This window comes from Pelagicoccus mobilis, from assembly GCF_016595505.1.
Classification (GTDB): domain Bacteria; phylum Verrucomicrobiota; class Verrucomicrobiia; order Opitutales; family Opitutaceae; genus Pelagicoccus; species Pelagicoccus mobilis.
The window spans coordinates 121,288-142,203 of the sequence record NZ_JAENIL010000009.1 but is presented as its reverse complement, the minus strand read 5'-3'; the positions used below and the strand labels follow the sequence as shown (position 1 = coordinate 142,203).

At 52.4% G+C, this 20,916-nt stretch carries 9 protein-coding genes; all 9 read left to right on the top strand.

The genetic code is table 11. From position 1 onward, the window contains the following. Positions 1-309: 309 nt before the first annotated feature. The 9 genes from JIN87_RS06505 to JIN87_RS06465 all read left to right on the top strand — a co-directional run bounded on the left by JIN87_RS06505 (position 310) and on the right by JIN87_RS06465 (position 20,728). The gene (locus JIN87_RS06505) at positions 310-5,625 is read left to right on the top strand and encodes an MBG domain-containing protein (protein ID WP_200354731.1); all 5,316 of its coding nucleotides are present in this window, start codon (positions 310-312) and stop codon (positions 5,623-5,625) included. A 453-nt stretch (positions 5,626-6,078) separates the two neighbouring features. Continuing rightward, the gene (locus JIN87_RS06500) at positions 6,079-10,650 is read left to right on the top strand and encodes a CBM96 family carbohydrate-binding protein (protein WP_200354730.1); all 4,572 of its coding nucleotides are present in this window, start codon (positions 6,079-6,081) and stop codon (positions 10,648-10,650) included. Positions 10,651-10,955: 305 nt separating this feature from the next. Further along, complete coding sequence (locus tag JIN87_RS06495) at positions 10,956-11,480, top strand: sigma-70 family RNA polymerase sigma factor (protein ID WP_200354729.1); 525 nt, start codon at positions 10,956-10,958, stop codon at positions 11,478-11,480. Continuing rightward, positions 11,477-12,958: a LamG-like jellyroll fold domain-containing protein gene (locus tag JIN87_RS06490; protein ID WP_200354728.1), complete on the top strand. Its 1,482-nt coding sequence runs from the start codon at positions 11,477-11,479 to the stop codon at positions 12,956-12,958. Before JIN87_RS06495 ends, JIN87_RS06490 begins: the two co-directional genes overlap by 4 nt. A 146-nt stretch (positions 12,959-13,104) precedes the next feature. Beyond that, positions 13,105-14,838: a sulfatase family protein gene (locus JIN87_RS06485; protein ID WP_200354727.1), complete on the top strand. Its 1,734-nt coding sequence runs from the start codon at positions 13,105-13,107 to the stop codon at positions 14,836-14,838. 62 nt (positions 14,839-14,900) lie between these two features. Beyond that, entirely contained in the window at positions 14,901-16,346 is a 1,446-nt protein-coding gene (locus JIN87_RS06480) for a sulfatase family protein (protein ID WP_200354726.1), read from the top strand. 15 nt (positions 16,347-16,361) lie between these two features. After that, the gene (locus JIN87_RS06475) at positions 16,362-17,918 is read left to right on the top strand and encodes a sulfatase (RefSeq protein WP_200354725.1); all 1,557 of its coding nucleotides are present in this window, start codon (positions 16,362-16,364) and stop codon (positions 17,916-17,918) included. A gap of 3 nt (positions 17,919-17,921) precedes the next feature. Then, positions 17,922-19,385, top strand: coding sequence for a sulfatase family protein (locus JIN87_RS06470; RefSeq protein WP_200354724.1), 1,464 nt, complete (start codon positions 17,922-17,924; stop codon positions 19,383-19,385). A gap of 50 nt (positions 19,386-19,435) precedes the next feature. Continuing rightward, entirely contained in the window at positions 19,436-20,728 is a 1,293-nt protein-coding gene (locus JIN87_RS06465) for a Gfo/Idh/MocA family protein (RefSeq protein WP_200354723.1), read from the top strand. Positions 20,729-20,916: the final 188 nt, after the last annotated feature.

Here is a 20,916-nt window from a genome sequence, read left to right as displayed (position 1 = left end):
GAGGAAGTGGAGAGTTACGTCTACTCAAATCACTCATTAGGGAATGTTGTAGGTGAATCATCGCCCCATTCGCTAGGGAGCCTCTCGTGGGGTGTTCTGTGTCGGTGGCTACGGCCATCTATAAGTCTCAAGATGTCAACATATTGTGAATACGCAGAAGGATCCGACGTACCGCGACCTAGCGTTGTTTTTTTGTTCCCTTTCACCCCGAGCCACCCCGAGAGGGGCAAATGTAAGAACATGTCCTGCATGTAATCCTAAACCCACAGCCCCTTAACCCTCAGAAGCAAACACTCCATTGCTCGCCTTATGACTGCTACCATTTTTCGCCTTCCTATCATTGCATGGACGCTGTGCTTTTTAGCGCTGCTCTCCATCGGTTCGGCGCCCGCCTTCGCGGGAGCGGACGTTTCCGTAGACTTTACCGGCACTGCAGATACCGCCCTCACGACCGACCTTAAATGGAAGGATCCGCGTGCGGACTCATCGGATAAATACCTCTTCGATGGTAGCGGGAATGCGAAGATAGCGAACACGTCCGAGGGGCGGTATGTGTATTATGAAGACGGACACGCGGTTGGCGAAAGCTCAACCTTTGTCGCCAATATTCAATTCACCTTCGAGGAAATTGAGTCCCACAAAGAAGATAATGCTCTTATCGAACTAGGAATCTCAGATAAAGCGAAAGGAGCGTTGGCGGGCCCTGGGGACGATCAAGGCTTTTTGGACTACTTCAATGTCGCGTTAAACGCCAATAAACGCAATAAGTACGCTATCGCTGTTAACGCGTTCAGCGATTCAGGTGTTTCTGATGAAATCGGAAAAACTGACACGAGCATGGGGTTGGGAGCTAACCAAACTTTGGATACATCGGATAAGTTGGAGCTGAGGTTGTCGGTTACGAAGGGAGAGAGCGAGGACGATTGGACCTGTGTCGGCGCGCTCTATAACGTCACTGTTGATCCAGCAACGCCTGTTTTGGAGGTGACGCTTTCAGATGTGAGCTCTGCTGCTGCCTCTGGCTTTTTTGGTGATAGCACCAACCTCGTTGCTTATATGCATACGGCTAGTAGCTTCTCAGGCAGCAATATCGATAATCTTTTGATAGATTCCTTTGAGTTCACCAGTCCAAACGCAGCACCGAGTTTCGGGACCAATGATTCCGTGTTCCTGCCTGAGGCGACGCAAGACGTTCTCTACACTGGCAGCATTGCCTCTCTCGTTTCCGACGTGGAGGGGGATACGATCACATTTTCGAAAGTCAGCGGTCCGACTTGGTTGACGATCGCGACTGATGGTAGTTTGAGTGGTACGCCCACCAGCAGCGATGTCGGAGTGAGTACCTTCAGGGTAAGCGCTTCTGATGCGGGAGGTTCTGCGGAAGCTTATATCAGCATCGATGTGCCAGCGGAAGTCATTGATTTCACCACTGCCGAGGGATGGATCGATGGCGATCTGACTGAAAACAGCTATTTGTGGACGGGCAGCGATCCTGGTGTTTTTACTCTGGATGGTTCCGGTACGGGCACCGTGATGGTGAACTCGACCATAAACGATAACTTGACCTATACCCTGCCTCTCATCGCAGATGCGGGATCGTACAGTGTCAGCACCACTTTCAATTTCGATGAAACGGCCGCGGTCACATCCAGCACGAACTTCCATGGACTTCAACTGAGCTCGGGAAGCTCACTCTTTCGCCTTCAGTTTAGACGTTCAAACGGGACGGGAGACTTTAGGATTGATTTGAAAACCCCGGAAGAAACGGAAGACGGAGGAGCTGTAGGCCGCAATGGAACGAGCTTTAATGAGTCCCTTCTCGGCCTAGAGGCGGGAGATACTGAAGCATCGCCTAATTTAAAGCTTACGCTCTCAATCAGCGAAGAGGCTGGAGATAACGAATGGCTAGTGATCGCGAACCTGTTTAATCTCGACACCGACACCTCGATCTACAGCGAGACGATTACGGTGACTATCTTCGATGGTACGTTCGGCAGCGAACCCGTCTTTGCGCAGATACGTTCCGAGAAGGTTTCGGATCCAGGTGTGAGCATGACCGATTTCAATATCGATACCTTCAGTTTCTCGCCAGCATCGGTCGCACCTGAAGCGGCCGCCATCACTACCGTCGCGACCTATTTGTCGGACGATACCGATGCGAACTGGATGGTGAACACTCCAGACCTCATTCGGTTCACAGTGGAAGCGACTGGTTACCCGGTGCCGACCTATCAATGGAAAAAGGGTGACGCGGACCTTTACGAGCTCGACGAAAACGGAGCTCAACTGTTGGACGATGAGCTGAATCCTATCTTAGCGACCGGAGCCAGTTTCGAGATCGATAAGACCATCGCGGGCGACCAAGGTCTTTACAAAGTAGTTGTCACCAATAACACCGGAGGGGCTGACAATGTAGTCACGTCGACTCCAACGTTTTTGACGGTGGATCCTCTGGCTCCAACCATTACCGATCAGCCTGACGATTTGACCGTATCCGTACCGAACAGCGCGACCTTCACAGTGGTAGTGACGGACGGTAATCCGACTCCTACCACCTACCAGTGGCAAAAGGGAGGAGTCGATATAGAGGGCGAAACGGGCTCAAGCCTCACCATAAATCCAACCAGCGAAAGCGATGCCGGCGACTATAGAGTGGTTGTAGGCAATGGCGTAACGACCGATATAATTTCAGAGGTAGCTACCTTGACTTTGGGTGCTGGAGGCAGTGCTCCCGTCATTGATACGCAACCTGTCGGAGTCACCGTTACTGCTCCCGCGAGCGCGACCCTGACGGTTGTCGCCTCAGGAACCCCGGCGCCTACCTACCAATGGAAAGACGGCAATGGCGACGACATTGTCGGAGCGACCAGCTCGAGCCTCACATTCGATCCCTCCGAAGTGGCTGACACAGGTAACTACTCGGTAGTCGTTAGCAATAGTGAAGGTAGTGTGAGTTCGAATACAGCGACCCTGACTGTAAATCCCATTGCCACGGTAGTGACGCTTTCTGATCTCGCTCATGTGTACGATGGCGGCTCTAAATCTGCTACTGTGAGCACCGATCAAGGGGACATCGCGGTGGCCGTGACTTACGATGGGTCTTCGACACCGCCAACCGAAGCGGGCAGCTACGCTGTCGTAGCGACCGTTACAGAGAGTAACTATAGCGGTAGCAAGTCCGGCACTCTCGTGATTAGCAAGGCCGCCGCATCGGTGACCCTTTCGGATCTATCTCAAGATTACGATGGTACTGCTAAGTCCGCGACCGTTACGACCAATCCGTCGAGTCTAACCGTTGCTGTGACTTACGATGGATCTTCCGATGTTCCTAGTGCAGTGGGCAGCTACGCGGTAATGGCAACCGTAGTGGATAGCAACTACACAGGTAGCGCATCGGGTACGCTTGTCATTGGCAAGGCGACTGCGACAGTGACGTTTTCGGATCTCTCTTACGATTTCGACGGCACTGCTAAATCAGTGACCGTGGTGACCAATCCGCCAGGCCTCTCCGTTGATGTGACCTACGACGCTTCTTCTGATGCTCCTAGCGCTGTAGGAAACTACGCGGTTGTGGCGACTGTAGTGGATGGCAACTACAGTGGAAACGCTTCGGATACGCTGGTTATTAGTAAAGGGACTGCTACGGTAACCCTTTCGGATCTTTCTTACGAGTTCGATGGTGGCGCTAAATCTGCGACTGTGGTGACGGATCCGCCAGGCCTCACCGTCGATGTGACCTACGATGGCTCTTCTGATGCTCCTAGTACTGCCGGCAGCTACGCGGTTGTGGCGACCATATCGGATAGCAACTACAGCGGTAGTGCGTCGGATACGCTGGTCATCAACAAGGCAACCGCGACGGTGACCCTTTCGGATCTCGTTTATGAATTTGACGGCGGCGCTAAATCCGTGACGGTAACGACTAACCCGCCGGACCTCACCTTGGATGTGACTTACGATGGCTCTTCTGATGCTCCTAGCACGCAGGGCAGCTATGTGGTGGTGGCCACTGTTAACGACCTCAACTACGAAGGGACGAGTGAAGACACTCTGTTGATAACCGCTCCGGGAGAAACTCCAGTGACGATCACTGTGTCAGGTCTCGCTCAAACCTATGACGGTACCCCCAAGGCGGTTGGCATCACAACAGACCCTGCCGATGGCCCAACAGTGAGTGTGACTTACGATGGCTCTTCGGATGCTCCTATCAATGCGGGGTCTTATACTGTTGAGGCGAATGTCGACGAGAACGACGACGGATACGTCGGCGCTGCGACCAAGACGCTGATCATCAGCAAGGCAACGGCAACAGTGACCTTTTCTGATCTCGCTCAAGAATTCGACGGCACTGCTAAATCTGTAACGGTAGTAACGGATCCGCCAGGTCTAGCCGTTGATGTGAGCTACGATGGAGCTTCCGATGCCCCGAGTGCGGTTGGCAGCTATGCAGTGGTGGCGACTGTCGACGATAGCAACTACAGTGGCAGCTCTTCGGATACCTTGGTTATCGGCAAAGCCGTGGCTACGGTGACGCTTTCGGAACTGGCCTTCGATTACGACGGCTCTGCTAAGTCAGTAAGCGTAGTGACAGATCCTCCGGGTCTCGCTGTTGATGTGAGCTACGATGGAGCTTCCGATGCCCCGAGCGCGGTTGGCAGCTATGCGGTTGTAGCGACTGTCGACGATAGCAACTACAGTGGTAGCTCTTCGGATACGCTAGTCATCAATAAGGGAACCGCAACGGTGACGCTCTCGGATCTCTTTCAGGATTTCGATGGCGCAGCTAAGTCCGTGACCGTAGTGACAGATCCGCCAGATCTAGTCGTTGATTTGACCTATGATGGAGCTTCCGAAGCTCCGAGCGCGGTTGGCAGCTATGCGGTGGTGGCGACCGTCAACGATGATAGCTACTCGGGCACAGCGAACGGTACTCTCAATGTGAACTTGCCGTTGGCGATTACGGAGCAACCACAAAGCCAGACGGTATTCTCCTCGGGCAAGGTTGTGTTCACAGTGGTTGCGACTGGAACCCCAGCTCCGACCTATCAGTGGAAAAAAGACGGAGTCGATCTCGTTGGTGAAACGGGTATGAGCTTGACCATCGACTCGGTGGCCAAAGCGGACGAAGGGGACTACAGTGTCGTGGTGAGCAACACTACAAGTGCCGTTAATACGCTCGAATCCGATATCGCGGTCCTAAGCCTTTCAGCCAACGAACCGAACGATTATGAAGCGTGGGCAATCGCTGCGGGACTTTCCGCGGATGAGATGGGGATGGACGCGGATCCGGACTTAGACGGTGATAATAACCTCTTTGAGTATGCAACGGGTGGAAATCCAGCAGGTGGCGTCGATCCCGTATCGACTCGCCCTGGGATGGAAATCGAGTCCATCAATGGCGTAGTTTATTTAAAATACACCTTTGCACGTCGGTCCAATACTCCAGAGCTGAACTACGAACTCGAGACGAGTCAGACTCTTGTGGGGGATGCTTGGAGTGGTGGTCAAGTGGCCGTACCAGCAGGTAATGCTGAAGCAGGCTTCCAAAAGATGTCGATCAGTATTCCGCTCGGGGTAAATCCGGAGTTCGTACGACTCGTCGTCACGTATACGGAACCTCAGTAGGTGAGTCGTCTCAATCGATTTAAATATTAGAGTTTCAATAATGAAGAGCGAATCGAAAAGGTAGCAGCTTAGATTTATTGCTCTAATTTACCGAAGACACGATGCGTGGGGCCGCGTCGTGTCTTTTGTGTGTAAACAGGTAGCGGTCGTGAGCGCTCTGCTTTGTCGTCGCTAACGCTACTCGGTAGTCCCAACGGCTATTTTCTCGAACGATTTTCCGAGCGGTTCGGGAATCACTGGAATCCTGTTTTCCGAGTTTTTCCGCGATACTTGTTAAGAAACGCCCCATTTCTTCCTAAATAGGGAGAGTGACCTGAGTCACCCCTTCAGGCTCTTCTTGCTGCAACCTCGAACTCCCCAGCTGCATTGCACCCTAACGTTCTGAAACCCGTTTTAACGAAAACTGCTGTTCGAAGAATCTTCTGCTTTTTCTTTGCACTCTCATTGCTTGGCTTGAGCCAACAAGCCTTTGCTGCGGATACCGAATTCAATCCGGTCGAGGATTCCTACACGGATGAGGCAGTACCTGATGCCAATGACGGGACCAACAAACGGCTGCGTGGACGTGGAGCCGGTTCCAATAATCAGCAGATTTCCTTCATAAAATTTAATGTCTCCGGAACCTCGGATATTTCCAAGGTAACCCTCGAGCTTTATGCCAACTCAGCTGCGGGGGAAAATGCGACGGTTTATGCGGTTCCTGATAATAGCTGGACGGAGCTGGGAATCAACTGGAGCAATCAGCCGGCGCAGGGGGCTGCTCTGGAGACGAAGTCGGTCACGAATGGCGCGTACAATAGTTTTGATGTCACAAGCTTTGTGACGGGCGACGGCACCTACACGCTGGCGGTGCAGTGCGATGTGGATACACAGATCAGCTTTCGGAGTAGGGAACACGACAGCCTGCCTATTTTGAAAGTCACGCAAGGTGGCGGTGTCGTAGAAGGAGACTTTAAAATCGGCACCTCGCCGTACCCTACGGAAGACTCTATCGTCTACCGCGCCTCGGCCCTCGAAAATGGGGTGGACAATACGGGTGCCAGCGACGTCACGGCTGACCTACAGGAACTGTTGGATAATGTATCCGCAGCAGGGGGCGGCATGGTATTTCTTGAACCGGGCATCTACCGATTGGATGGCAGCCTTACTATTCCCGTGGGATGTACGCTTCGCGGCACTTGGGAAGAACCGACGGAAGGCAGCCCTATCAATGGAACGGTGCTCGCTATTTATGATCGACCCAACCCGGTCGGCTTGGATGCGCGTACGCCGACGATCTCTCTGTCGCGCTCCACTACGGTAAAAGAGCTCGTCTTCTGGTATCCAGAGCAGGATGCCTCGGACGTCACGCCTTACCCGCCGACGGTGGGTTCCTTCCGTTACATCGCAGGCAATTCCGTACGAAACCCGAACATGGAACGGCTCACCTTCGTCAACTCCTACATCGCGATCTCCAACGATCACGAGGATCCGAGTGATGCCAATATGCACGTCATGATTAAGAACGTGCACGGCACCGCGCTGAATAAAGCGATCTATATGGGGCGTTCCACGGGCAACCCGAAGTTCACTGGCATGTTCTTCAGTCCTGAATATTGGAAGGGCTCTGGATTTGATGGGTCGCCTACAGGAACCGTTCTCGAAGACTATATGCTGAATAACGCCATAGGCCTGGAGATTAACACCTCCGGTCAAACCTATATACAGTATGGCTTTTTCAAGGGCTTCAAATGGGGGATGTGGCATACGAAAGGCGATACCTCTATTTACGACATCGAATTTCTCGATAGCCAAACAGGCTGGGAAATGTGGGGAGGCAAGATGCGCGCGGTGGACTGTACGGTTGAAGGCTCGCTATACGGTTTGAATAGCTACTCGAGTGGAACCGAGCAGGTCTATCATTCTTGTACGTTCAGCGGGCCTACGAACGCAGCGGTACGGGCGGGGCCGGCAAATAAATTTATGGGGCTGCAGAACTGCATATTTAATGACAAGGTGGAGGTCAGCGACGGCTTCCTATCGATTGTCGATTCCGATTTCACCTATGCAGGCCGGCATGTCGATATATTGTCCAACACGCTCGGAGCCACTCTTCTCGGCAATCGATTCGACGGCAATGCGGAAGATATAAACGACGCCAGCTCGGGAGCTTGCGTAAAAATCAGCCATACGCCGCTGCTTTATAAGACGAAACCGACTTTCACTTGGGACGAATTCAATGCGCGTCCTCAGGATTTGAAACCAGGCAATCAGGTTCTGTATGACGTGACTGAATACGGAGCGATTGCGGATATGAGCTCCGGCAATCTGTCGCCAACCGACAATACCGCTGCCTTTCAGGCCGCATTGGATGCCGCAGGCGCGGCGGGGGGAGGCATCGTTATGGTTCCTCCAGGCTGGTATGATGTCCCTGGTACGTTGACGATTCCTTCCGATGTAGAGCTGCGCGGTACCTTTGAGGGCAGCCATGACCCGGAGACGGATGAAGTCGCACCGCTTATCTTCGTGAGCAACGATCAAGGCAATGCCGCCGGTACGCCTTTCATTACAATGGAGGCGGATTCAGGACTCAATGGTCTGGCCTTCTATTATCCCAATCAGGTGATCCCTGCCATCGACTTCCCATTTTTGGTGCGTGGCGCGGGCAGCAATATTTATATCAAAAATGTGGCGTGTCACAATGTGGCCAATATGATCGATCTCGCCACGAATCGCTGCGACAACGCTTGGATTGAACGTGTATTCGCGAATTCGCTACAGACTACATATAAAGTGGGGGCAGGGTCTACCGGCGTGCGTATCTACCTCGGTCAAGGCAAGGGGTTCTGGACCTTTCTGGCCAATGACTTGAAGAATTTCTATGACCCCGACGGCAGCGATGTGAACGCCTACACCATGTCGAACATGAAGCAGCTTGAAGTGGGCGATGCCACCGACCTCGTGATGATGGCATGCTTTACGCGTGAGAATCACTATTTCTTCCACGGCATTGAAGAGAACGGCAAATCCTCCAATGGAGTCCTTACGATCAATAACGGCGGAGAAGGATCGAATCGCGGCTACCGCATCGATGCGATGGAGGGAGATTTCGATATCATCAACTCCCAGTTCAAAATCAACCGAGCGGGGGATGAGTCGTCTAAAGTTCGAAAATACCAATTTGAGTTGAACTACGAAAGCGCCGGCAAGGTCGTTGGTTATGCCTGCGTGATGGACTCCAAGGCTGAGATGGAAGGCTACGTTAACAACGGGCAGCTTGAGCTGCAGGGGACGCGCTTCGACCAGCAGCTGATTTGGTCGGGATTCTATGTCGCTGACGGGGCGAGCTTCAATATGAGCTGCGCCTACCTTCCGGAGATCATGCCCTTGAGCGGAGAGGGGACATTCGATCTGCAGGGCTGCTACTTTGATGACGGGTTCACCGCGCAGGATGAAACGCGAATCCCGGAGATGTATTCAAAAAATATTGTATCCAACTATGGCCGTACCGTTTACGTAGGTTTGTTTCAAGATATCGAAGCGTCCGGGATGACGGTCCTGCCTACTGATGACTCTGGGAATATCGTTAAGATTCTGCAGGAAGAGTGGAAAGAAACGGGAAAGACTTTGCACTTTGCAGGGCGCGAACCCACGGATGAAGGAGGCTTGCGTCGGCTTTACTTGGATGTGACCTCGAGCGACTTCGTGGGGCAGAACCTAGACGGCAAATTTCGAATGGCCTACTTTATCGAACCAGGAGCGACTGGCGATATGAAGGTCTATTATGACGGCGCTGGGGGTGAAGTGTTGGCGGCGACAGTCGACTTGGCTGGAAAAAACCAAGGCGAGTGGACGAGTACTAGCGCGAACCTGGATGATATGGCCTTCAACGGGAGTTTGAACGGCGGAGATATTCGAATCGAAATTCCCACTACGGCTAATGTAACCATTCTTACGGTACAGGTGCAGGAAGATGAAACCTACTGCTCGCTCGGAGCGTTCAATAGTCCACCTTACTTCACCGTAGACCCCATCAGCAGACCCGATGCTGTAATCGGCGCTGTCTACGCAGGCGGAACCATCGGTACGGATGCCACGGATCCCGACCTTGACGACACGCTGACCTTCACCGTGGTCAGTGGACCCGATTGGCTGACAGTCGCTCCCGACGGCACGCTGGGAGGCGAACCGGGTGATGCGGATATCGGTGAGAAGGCATTCACAGTGCAAGTCAGTGATGGAACGCTTACAAGTACCGCCACGCTAAACATCAACGTGACTGTTAACGCAGCGCCCACAGCCACAGGGGTCTCGATCAGCGGCACGAACAACGAAGGAGATACGCTTAGCGGCTCCTACAGCTATAACGACGCGGACGCCGACCCGGAAGGCGCGAGTACCTTCCAGTGGTACCGCTCTGCAGACGCTCTTTTCGATGGGGGAGACGCGGCGATAGCGGGCGCGACGAATACAGATTATGTCGTGCAAGCTGCTGATGCCGGCAACTACCTCTTCTTCGAAGTGATTCCAGTTGCGGCTATGGGCAATGCGTTTGGTGTAGCGGTCCAAAGCCCAGCGAGCTCCAGAATAGCGATTATAGTGTCTGCTGATTATGCCGTTTGGCAGACTTCGAATTTCAACGGAACGGAACTCTCTGTAGGCGAGGGGGATGGAGACTTTGATAAAGACAAAGACGGCTACGCCAACGAATATGAATACTACTTCGGCATGGATCCGAAGAGCAGTTCGAATGCGAACATACCGACGGTTGCTATCGTAGGCGGCTACCCTGTGATTACCTACGTGCGTAGAGTTGCGCATACTGGAAATGGAGGCGACATCACTTACACCTTGAAAACGTCGGATGACCTCAGCGAATGGACTTCAAGCGAGGAGGGGGCTAGCGCTTTAGATTACACGGTTGTATCAGGTCCCACCGACCTAGGAGATGGAAGCGGCAGAGAGCGCATACAGGTCCGTTACAACACTGCCATAAGCTCGCTACCGAACGGAAAGCTCTTCTTCCTTATATACGCATCGGAGTGATTCTACATGCTGTGCGGGGGGATCACGCCAAGCTTGGAACGCCCAAATTCGCCCAATGTTGCGGTAGGAAGCTAGGAGGTGTGTGAACAGTATCCCTGCGATTTGCGAAGTTTGGGTTTTCTGGGTATTCACCGTAAGCGCTCCCTCATGAATGGAGTAGTAGGAAGGAGGTGCTAGGCCTCCCAAATAATCGTATTCTCAACATCTGGAAAACGATCCCGACTCATACTCCTAACTTTTTATCGATTCCTGTTAAGAAAACCAACACTCCGTGCCTAAGTAAGCTAAAGAACCTCTATTAACCCTTGGACTCTTCCCACAACAAGCTCACCGAATTCACGTTGCTCTGGACTCAAGCCCAGCCTTCGGTGATGGCGTTCATTCGCTCGGTAACGCCTCAGCTCGCTGATGCGGAAGACATACTGCAGGAGACGGCTCGTCAGGTTTCAATGCGTTTTGATGAGTATGATTCTTCTCGTCCTTTTGGTCCATGGGCTATGGGAATAGCCAAATACAAGGTGATGGAATGGCGGCGGGCCCAGATGAAAAATGCGATGCTTTTAGAGGTGGATGCCATCGAGGCGATCCACTTCTCATTCACAGAACGATTCGACGATTGGAAGGAAGTCGGTCGAGCCATCGATCAGTGCATCAAGAAAGCTCCACCCGCCACGGAGAAGCTCCTCATCCTTCGTTATCTGGAAAATTTGAAACCAGCCGCCATTGCGGCGAAACTGGGAACCACTTCCAACTCCGTTTCTGTTCGATTGAACAGAGCTCGTAACGGTTTGCGGGATTGCATTCGCAAGCGAATGGAGGTCGGCGCGTGAACGACAAGGACTACGACAAGCTCATCGATGCATGGCTCGATGGTGATATTGACGAGACCACTCTCGCTGAGTTGAACGCGTGGGTTCTTGAGTCGCCGGAGAATGCGGCCCGTTTCGCAGAGCGGTCCCACATGCACAGCCATCTCTCGGAGTGGGCTAAGAGCGTTCATGGAGAACCAGCTTCTGAGACGCCCGTCTCGTTTCCATTGTTGAAGGTCCTCCTGCCAATCGCCGCGGTGCTCGCTCTGTGTGTTGGGCTCTTTTATTTCACCAATCCTCCCGTTTCGGGGGTACCGGTTGCCCAGCTGACGGATTCCCCAAGGGCTATCCTTTCCTATCACGGTAGAGAGTTGGACATTGAAGAGCCCACACTGCTGACCGGTGACTACGAGCTTTCTTCAGGTATCGCCGCGATCGTGTTCCAGACGGGAGTCGAACTGATCATTGAAGCTCCGGCTCGGTTCCAGCTCGATTCCGAAATGCATGTAATGCTGCATCACGGTCGGATTGCTGCAACCGTCCCTCCTGCCGGAATCGGGTTCCTCGTTGAAACCCCCGCAGCTGACATTATCGACCATGGAACTGAGTTTGCTGTCGAGGTTGGTAACGATCAGTCCAGCGAGATTCATGTCTTTAAGGGCGAAGTCGAAGTTCAGCCTAAATCATCTGAAGCTGATTCAGTCCACCTCGAGACGAGCGACGCCACGCGCATGGAGCTCGATTCGGATGTTCCCATGGGGATCCCGCTGGACAATGACCGCTTTCTCAGGTCGCTTCGTGAGCCATCCCAAGATCTTGTCCGCACAATTCGTAAACTTGAACCCTCCCTTTACTTCCGGATGGGCGTCCCGAAAAACGGCATCACCCTGCGCGATAGAGTAGGCGATGCACACGGAGAGTTGATTGATCGCGGCGCGGAGCGTCCGCCCTTTGCCCCTGGCAAAATGGGAAGTTCGACTCGTTTCGAAGGTCCGAAGGACGGCGCTTATGTTCGTGTGCCCGACTACCCGAAATCGACCGGCTCGCTCAGTGGGTCCTTTTGGGTGTTTGCTGAGAGTCGTCCGCGACGTGCCACGATCGCGTCCAATGCGACTGAAGATAAGATGGGGCAGTTTCAGTTGTCTCTCTTGCGTGATACGGGAAAGCTCCGCCTTCAGGTCGTCGATAGCTCGGGGGAAAAGCAAGAGGTTCATTCCGATTCTCCGTTCCCGCTTTCCGAATGGCAGCACATCGCATTCTCCGCTGATGGGACCGATCTTCGCCTTTACCTAAATGGAGAGGAGATTAGCTCCATCCCTTGCGGCTCAATTGGAGAAACCGATATTCCCTCTCTATTCATCGGAGCGAAATCAAACAATAGAAAGAGTACCGCTGACCATTTTTGGCACGGACGCATCGATGAATTTGCCCTTTTTGACCACGCGCTCACCGCTGAGAATATTCGTTCCATTTACCAGAACTCAGAGACTGTTAAATGACTCCCAGCGATAGACGCCCCAAAATCCCCCGCTAGGCTGTTTCTCAGCCGAGTCTGAAGTATTGATTGATTGTATCCGAAATTAGGTGACGCCAGGTAGGCGTTGCTGGCTAGGCTGTTCAGGTCCTAGTTTAATCCTATAAAAGAATGAACCTAAGAAGCTTTATTAAAATGGTCGGTGCTACTGTTCTGGCCGCCTTGGCATTTGGTGGGCAGGCGGCCATCGCCAAGAATACGCAAAAGCCCAACATCATCTTTTTTCTCGTGGACGACTATGATAAGCCGGAGACGAGCGTTTATGGTGGCAATGTGCTGACGCCGAATTTGGATCGGCTGGCGAACGAAGGGGTGACATTTCACAACGCCTACATGACGAGTACAGTCTGCACGCCTTCTCGCTATACGTGCCTGACCGGCCGTTATGCGGGCTCATCGTACTCATCTGCATACCTTTCCGAATTTCCAAAGGGAACACAGGGACTGCCGGCCTTCAATGTGGCTTTGGAGAAAGACCACATGAATGTGGGGCGGGTGTTGTCAGAAAATGGATACGCTACTGGCTTTATTGGAAAGTACCATGCGGGCGGCGAGGAGAATCACTCGCCAGAGCTTCGGGAAGAGTACGGTCTTCACGCTATCCCGAAAAACGCCTCTTGGTCGGAGGAGATCAACCGCAAGCAGTTTGAGAACGAAAAGATCCATCGCGAGATGCTAAAGGAGCAGGGGTTCACCTGGGCGAAAAACATCTATTGGGGCAACATGAAAGCACCCTTTAAGGGTCATAACCCGGAATGGACGGTCTCTGCCGCGCTAGAGTTTATCGAGGAGCACAAGGACGGCCCGTTCTATCTCCACTACGGCACCACATTGCTGCATGGTCCCAATAGCGAGTGGCATCGATCGCTCAGCAAACCATTGGTTACTAACGAAGGGATTCTCAAGGAGCCCATCGGCTTGATGGATCGCGACAGCGTTATGGAGCGCATCACGGAAGCCGGGCTAACATCAAACGAGGCGGGCTATCTTTGGATGGATGATAGCCTCGGTCTGGTGCTCGACAAGCTCGATGAACTGGGAATCGCCGACAATACGATTGTCCTCTTTGTTGCCGATCACGGTTCAAATCGAAAAGGATCGCTCTATCGCCAGCGCGGTACCGAGGTGCCTTGCATCATGCGTTGGCCGAATGGCATGCCGCAGGGCGTTCAGAGCGACTCGCTCATTCAGAATACCGACTTCGTGCCGACCTGGTTTGATGTTGCCGGAGCGAAGGTGCCGGATGGATATAAGATGGACGGGGTGAGTTTGACTCCTATTTTTGAGAATCCCCAAGCGGATGTGCGCGACTATGTTTATGCCGAGATGGGGGCTTCGCGTGCCGTGCGTACCAAGGAGTGGAGCTACATGGCCCTGCGTTTCACAAAGGATCAGGTAGAGGAGATGCGCCAGAACGAACGCTCGATTGAGAGGACGCTCACCGGTTTGAGCGGCGGGATTTCACGCGGGCGTGGCAACCCCGAAAGCATGAGCTATGACCAGCTCTATAGCATCGCTTCCAATCCGGAGGAGACCAACAATCTTGCCTCCAATCCCGAGTTTAGCGGAAAGCTCGAAGAGATGAAGCAACTGCTCGTTCAGGAGCTCAAGCGCTTTCCCGACCGTCCGTTCGGTGAGTTCATCCCCGGTGGCAATGCAATCCCAGCGGGTTCGTACGACGATATCCTCGAGGCCATGCGTAATTACATGAGCCAGTTCGACGGCGACATTAAAAAACAGAGCCAGGCGAAGAAGAAAAAGAACAAGAGGAAGGGTGTCGAATCGGATGACACGTCGAAGAAGGCAGAGCGACAGGCCAGGAAGGCGAAAAGGGATAAGAAGTAACCGAAGCAAGGCGTATGTATCCGATGCGTAGGTACGATAAAATTTCAGGTTTTAGAAGAAAGATGAAGAAGACGCTGATAATGATATGCGTAGCGGCAATCGCTACCCTGACTTTTGCGGAAGCAAAACAACCGAACATCGTAATCATCTTTAATGATGACCAGGGCTATCAGGACCTTGGTTGTTACGGTTCGCCGGATATAAAGACGCCGCGAGTCGATCAGATGGCTGCGGAAGGTATGAAGTTCACGAGTTTCATGGTGGCTTCTTCGGTTTGCTCGCCCTCACGAGCAGCGTTGTTGACGGGGTGTTATCCGAACCGCGTGGGCGTGCCGAGCGTCTATTTCCCGGATCGTGGCAAAGGCGGGCTTGAACCCGAGCACGTGACGATGGCGGAAGTCTTGAAGACAGTGGGCTACAATACCGCTGCGGTAGGTAAGTGGCACCTCGGTGACGAGCTGAAATATCTGCCAACAAACCAAGGCTTCGATTCGTATTACGGAATTCCCTACAGTAACGACATGTTTCCCGCATCCAATATGAAGTATGCGGATGACTGCTTATTCCTCGAAGGACAGAGCCACGAAACCTTGAAGGAAGCGTTCGCCGGCAAGTTGCGCAACGGGTTTAATCCGATATCGATGAAAAACAAGGTGCCGCTCATGCGTGATGAAGAGTGTATCGAGTTTCCGGCGGATCAAACGACGATCACTCGACGCTTCACCGACGAGGGCATTGCATTCATCTCCGAAAGCGTGAAGGAGGAGAAGCCGTTCTTTCTCTACTTGGCCCATTCGATGCCGCACATTCCTTTGTATGTTTCGCCCGAATTTGAAGGGAAGAGCGAGAGAGGCCTTTATGGCGATGTGATCGAGGAAATCGATTTCAATACGGGACGAATCCTAGATCATCTGAAGGTGCTTGGTATCGAGGACAACACTCTGGTAATCTTCACCTCGGACAATGGGCCTTGGCTGATTCACAAAGAAAACGGCGGAAGCGCTTATCCCTTGTTCGAAGGAAAGATGACCACCTTCGAAGGCGGGCAGCGTGTACCGTGCATCATGAAATGGCCGACGCGTATTCCTGCGGGAACAGTGTGCGACGAGTTGGCTACGACTATGGACCTGATGCCTACTCTCGCGGCAATCACAGGAGCGGCTTTACCAACTGTCCAAGCCTTGGATGGAAAAGACATCATCGACCTGCTAACGAATCAGCCTGGAGCGGAATCGCCGCACGAGTACTTTTTCTACAACCAAAGCGCAGTGCGGCACGGGGACTGGAAATACCACGCAAGAGAGCAGTTTAAGGTGAAGGGAACCGCTCGGAGTCACAAAGGCCCGACACTCTACAACCTGAAAGACGACATCGGCGAATCTAAAAACGTGATCGATGAGTATCCAGAAATCGCTGCACGTTTGGCCAAAGTACTGGAGTCCAACCCAAACAAGCGCGTCGGCGAAGACGCGTCAAAAAGTAGGAAGAAAAAGGGCAAGAAGAAGTAGTACAAGGAAGTGATCATGAAGTTACACACGAAATACACTTTGGGGATTATCGCTGCTTCTCTCTTCTTGGGAAGCGTGCTGAGTGGGAACACGAAGCCGAACATCGTTTTTATTCTGGTTGATGACATGCCGTGGTATGGAACCGCTACACAGCAGCAGGAAGGCTACGGCGGCTCAGCTATGAAGTGGCGCAACACTCCAAATATTGACGCCATTGGCAGAGAGGGAATGATATTCGCCAATGCGTATGCCGCCGCTGGCATGTGCGGTCCGTCACGCTGCAGTATCCAGGTTGGAATGACAGCAGCGAGAACCCGTTTTAGTGGCAATGGTAACTTTGGTGACGCTTGTACGTTTGAGGTCAGCTACATAGAAAAAGCGAAAGGGGCTCCCTTTCTCGAACCTGAGCCCATGGGATCGATCCATCCGGAGTTTAAGACCATTGGCGATGTTATGAAGGAGCAGGGGTATGCGACAGCGCATTTTGGAAAATGGCACGCCTACGGCGGTGGTCCGGAAGCTCGTGGCTATGACGAAAGTGATGGTGAAACGTCAAACGCGGAAGGCGGCCCGGAACATTGTACTGATCCCAGAGATCCGAAGAAAATATTCAGTATGACCCGTAGCAGCATCGATTTTATCGAGCGTCAGGCAAAAGCAGGTAAACCGTTTTTCGTTCAGATCTCTCACTACGCTGAGCATAGCAAGCAGATGAGTTTGCCTGAGACCTTTGAGAAATACTCTAGCAACCCAGAAGTAAAGGCATTGGGGGTAGGTCCCGCTAGGGAAGTTGCTGAACATGCCGCGGCGGTTGAAGATATGGATACATCCATCGGTATGGTGATCGAAACGCTCGAGGAGCTGGGCATCGGCGACAACACTTATGTCGTGTTCACCTCCGACAATGGCAAAGGCCTCTTTAACGGAGAGGATCGGATCCTGCGTGGAGAGAAATGGTGGCTTTGGGAAGGCGGTATCAGAGTGCCGATGTCAATCAAGGGCCCAGGGATCGCTGCTGGTTCACGGAGCAGCCTGAATGTCGTGGGCTATGACTGGTTGCCTACTTTTTACGATATCGCCGGTGGTGATGTGGCGAGTCTCGAGAAGGTCGACGGCGTAAGCATCATGCCAATTGTGACCGATGGTAATGTGGATGGGTTTAAAGATCGGGCGTTGTTTTTTCACTATCCGCACCATCGGAATACCACGCCACATTCGGTGATCATCAAGGATAACTATAAGCTCTTTAATTTTTATGAGCTGCCTGAACCCTACCTGTACGACTTGAAAGGGGATATTGGCGAAGTGACCAACATCACCTCACAGATGCCTGAGAAAGCCCAGAGCCTGAAGCGCGAACTGGATTCTTATCACCAACGCATCGGAGCTCTTCTGCCTAAACCAAATCCGAACGCGTCTGAAGATTATGTCCTCTTTGATCCTGCTGTAAAAGTTCCTCCGGTCCATGACTTGGTCGGCGGTAAGCTACCGAAGTTGGATAAGAAAAAGGGAAAAATGAGCAAAGAGGACAAGAGGAAGGCGAGAGCTGAGCGAAGAAACAAGAAAGCGTAGATTATGATCTTAAGGAAAATTTGGATACTATCTGCAGTCATTTTGTGTGCTGCAGCATATGCTAAGGAACGGCCGAACTTTGTGATCGTGCTGGCGGACGATGTCAGTTGGTCAAGTTTCGGCTGCAATGAATCGGGTTTGTATACCCGCACTCCGAATATAGATAAGCTAGCGAGCCAGGGGGTTCGGTTTACGAACTTCATGGGGGCGGTGGCCCAGTGTGGTCCTCTGCGCCACGAGCTTTACACAGGATTGCTGCCGCCGAGTAGCGGGGTTTACAGCAACGGCAGCAAACCCAAGGAGAGCTATAAGAACATCGCTCACTACCTGGGAGATCTAGGCTATAATGTCGGTTTGACCGGTAAGACTCACTTCAATGTCGCGGATTTTCACAAAGTTTCCGGCTTTGAAACCAACGGTAACCATAATGCCCCTACATGGGAGATGGGGGGGATAAAGCAATTCATTGAATCCTCTCAATCGGAACAAAAACCATTTTGCGTGGTGGTTGCTTCCGTTAATGCCCACCACCCGTGGACGGTTGGCGATCCGTCCAATTTCCCCTTAGACAAAATAGTCGTTCCGCCTCACATGGTGGATACCCCAGTGACGCGTGAAGCGCTGGCGAGGCACGCGGCTGAAGTTGAAGAGCTCGATAATCAGGTGGGAGCTACCATGGAGCTGTTGGACGATATGGAACTGGCAGATGACACGGTGCTAATCTTTCTAAGTGAGCAGGGGACTGCATTGCCGAATGGTAAATGGTCGATCTACGACTATGGAACCAGAGCGCTCTGCGTCGTACGTTGGCCGGGTAAGGTTGAGCCGGCTGTCAGTGACGCGGTTGCGATGTATTGTGACATCTCTTCGACTCTAGTGGATATTGCGGGAGGCGAGGCTCCTGCGACGGACGGCAAGAGTTTGTTTTCTGTGTTAAAGGGCGAAACATCGCATCATCGCGATTATGCTTACCTGATCCACCAGGCTGGCGGTTATACTCAAAGGGCCATCCGCAATAAAGACTTCAAGCTTGTCTGGAATCCTGAACGGAAAGCGGATTACTACCTTGATGTTTTGATGGAGCCCAAGAGCGGTAAGTTTTTTGCCAGAGCTTGGAGAGAATGGCTGGGGAAAGCCAAAACGGATCCCGATGCCCAAGCAAAAATCGACCGTGTGGTAAAGCATCCAGAGTTTGAGCTCTACAATGTTAAGGGTGATCCGTGGGAGTTGGAGAATCTTGCCGATAATCCTGAATACAGGCCACAGCTAGAAAAGATGCATGCCCAGCTTAAGGCTGATATGGAAAGGATGAACGATGTTTTCTCAACGGTTGATCCCAAAAAGTTGAAAAGGGAAAAAAAGGCACGGGTAGAGCAGACAACCAAAACGGAGCAATCGGAACCGGCGGAGCTAACGGAAAAACAGAAGAAGAGGGAGGCGAGGAAGCTGGCGAGGCAAAAGAGCTAGTTACTTCGAGGGCCATGCTGGTTCCTTCCAATTATTATAATACTTAAGATATGAAGAACATAAAATCTGAATCACGCCGTCGCTTCTTGAAGCAATCAGCTGCAGCAGCAGGCTTTCTGCTAGGAGCTCCCACTATTCTTAAAGCCGAAACACTTGGAAACTCAAAAAAAGCGTCCGCCAACTCACGCATCGGTATCGGCTTTATTGGGACAGGACTTATAGCAAAGGGGCATTTAATCTCCTTTCCCGGCATGAGAGATGTTCAAGCAGTCGCCGCGTGTGATGTTCGCCGGAGCAGCCTCGACGATGCGCTCGAAAAGCTAGCTAGCAGAGGGGCAACATCTGTTCACGCAACCGCTTACTCCGAGGAGATTATACAGAACCCTGATGTCGACGTCGTCTGTATCTCAACACCCGACCATTGGCACGCAGCGCTCGCGATCGAGGCGATGAAGGCCGGCAAGGACGTCTATGTTGAAAAGCCTATGACGCTGACCATCGAAGAAGGTAAAGCAGTACTGGCAGCCGAACAAAAGTACGGTCGCATCCTTCAAGTTGGCTCACAACAACGCTCCACCGCACACTTCCGCATCGCTGCCAATCTTGTCCGCAATGGCTTGATTGGTGATGTGAAAGAGGTCTACTGCCGATTGCGAAATTTCCCTCAGCCTCCAGAAAACGAACCTGTCGTCCCTGTTCCGGAAGGCTTCGACTATGATCGCTGGCTAGGCCCAACTCCATTCTATGAATACACGGAGCACCGTGTTTGGGGTAAGTTTGGCAATGGTTGGCGCTGCTACTGGGACTATGGAAATCGCAAGTTTGGCGACTGGGGCGCTCACCACTTCGACATTGTGCAGTGGGCACTGGATCGCGACCACACCGGTCCAGTTGAGTTTATCCCCAAGGGGTATAATGGCTCGGAATACCACCATTATCGTTACGCAGATGGTATCACAGTATGGCGTGACAAGAAGCCCGACTACGACCACATGATTCGTTTCATTGGAACAAAGGGCGAAGTGCATGTTAGCCGTGGTCAGATTGAGACCTTGCCTGTTGATCTTAGACGAACCCGTTTTGGCCCTAATGACATTCAGGTTTATGAGTCAACGAACCATCGGGCGAACTTCTTAGAAAGCGTGAAGTCCCGTAAGCCAACCATATGCCCGGCATCCGTAGGGCATCGCTCTGGTACGATTTGCCAACTTGGCGCCATCGCAGAACGCACGGGCCGAGCAATAAAGTGGGATCCAAAAGCAGAACAAATCATAGGTGACGCGGAAGCTCAGGCAATGCAGGACCGCCCGCGTCGAAAAGGCTACGAGTTGCCGACTGTGTAACGAAGCTACGATGTCTCCATTTTGCAAAAAGGTTTGAGCAAATAAGGTAGAGCCCGTTGTCCCCAATGGTCACCCTTCAAGACGATGGCCGTTGGGACAACGGCCGCTACCTAAGAGATCAAACATCTTGGCGGACGGTATCACTTCATTGAGCGAAGTGATACCGAAGTTTGAAAGCGCCATTGTGT

Excerpts from the sequence above, each read along its gene's own strand:
- JIN87_RS06480 (WP_200354726.1), top strand. The coding sequence starts at position 14,901 with ATGAAGAAGACGCTGATAATGATATGCGTAGCGGCAATCGCTACCCTG.
- JIN87_RS06465 (WP_200354723.1), top strand. The coding sequence starts at position 19,436 with ATGAAGAACATAAAATCTGAATCACGCCGTCGCTTCTTGAAGCAATCA.
- JIN87_RS06485 (WP_200354727.1), top strand. The coding sequence starts at position 13,105 with ATGAACCTAAGAAGCTTTATTAAAATGGTCGGTGCTACTGTTCTGGCC.
- JIN87_RS06470 (WP_200354724.1), top strand. The coding sequence starts at position 17,922 with ATGATCTTAAGGAAAATTTGGATACTATCTGCAGTCATTTTGTGTGCT.
- JIN87_RS06475 (WP_200354725.1), top strand. The coding sequence starts at position 16,362 with ATGAAGTTACACACGAAATACACTTTGGGGATTATCGCTGCTTCTCTC.
- JIN87_RS06505 (WP_200354731.1), top strand. The coding sequence starts at position 310 with ATGACTGCTACCATTTTTCGCCTTCCTATCATTGCATGGACGCTGTGC.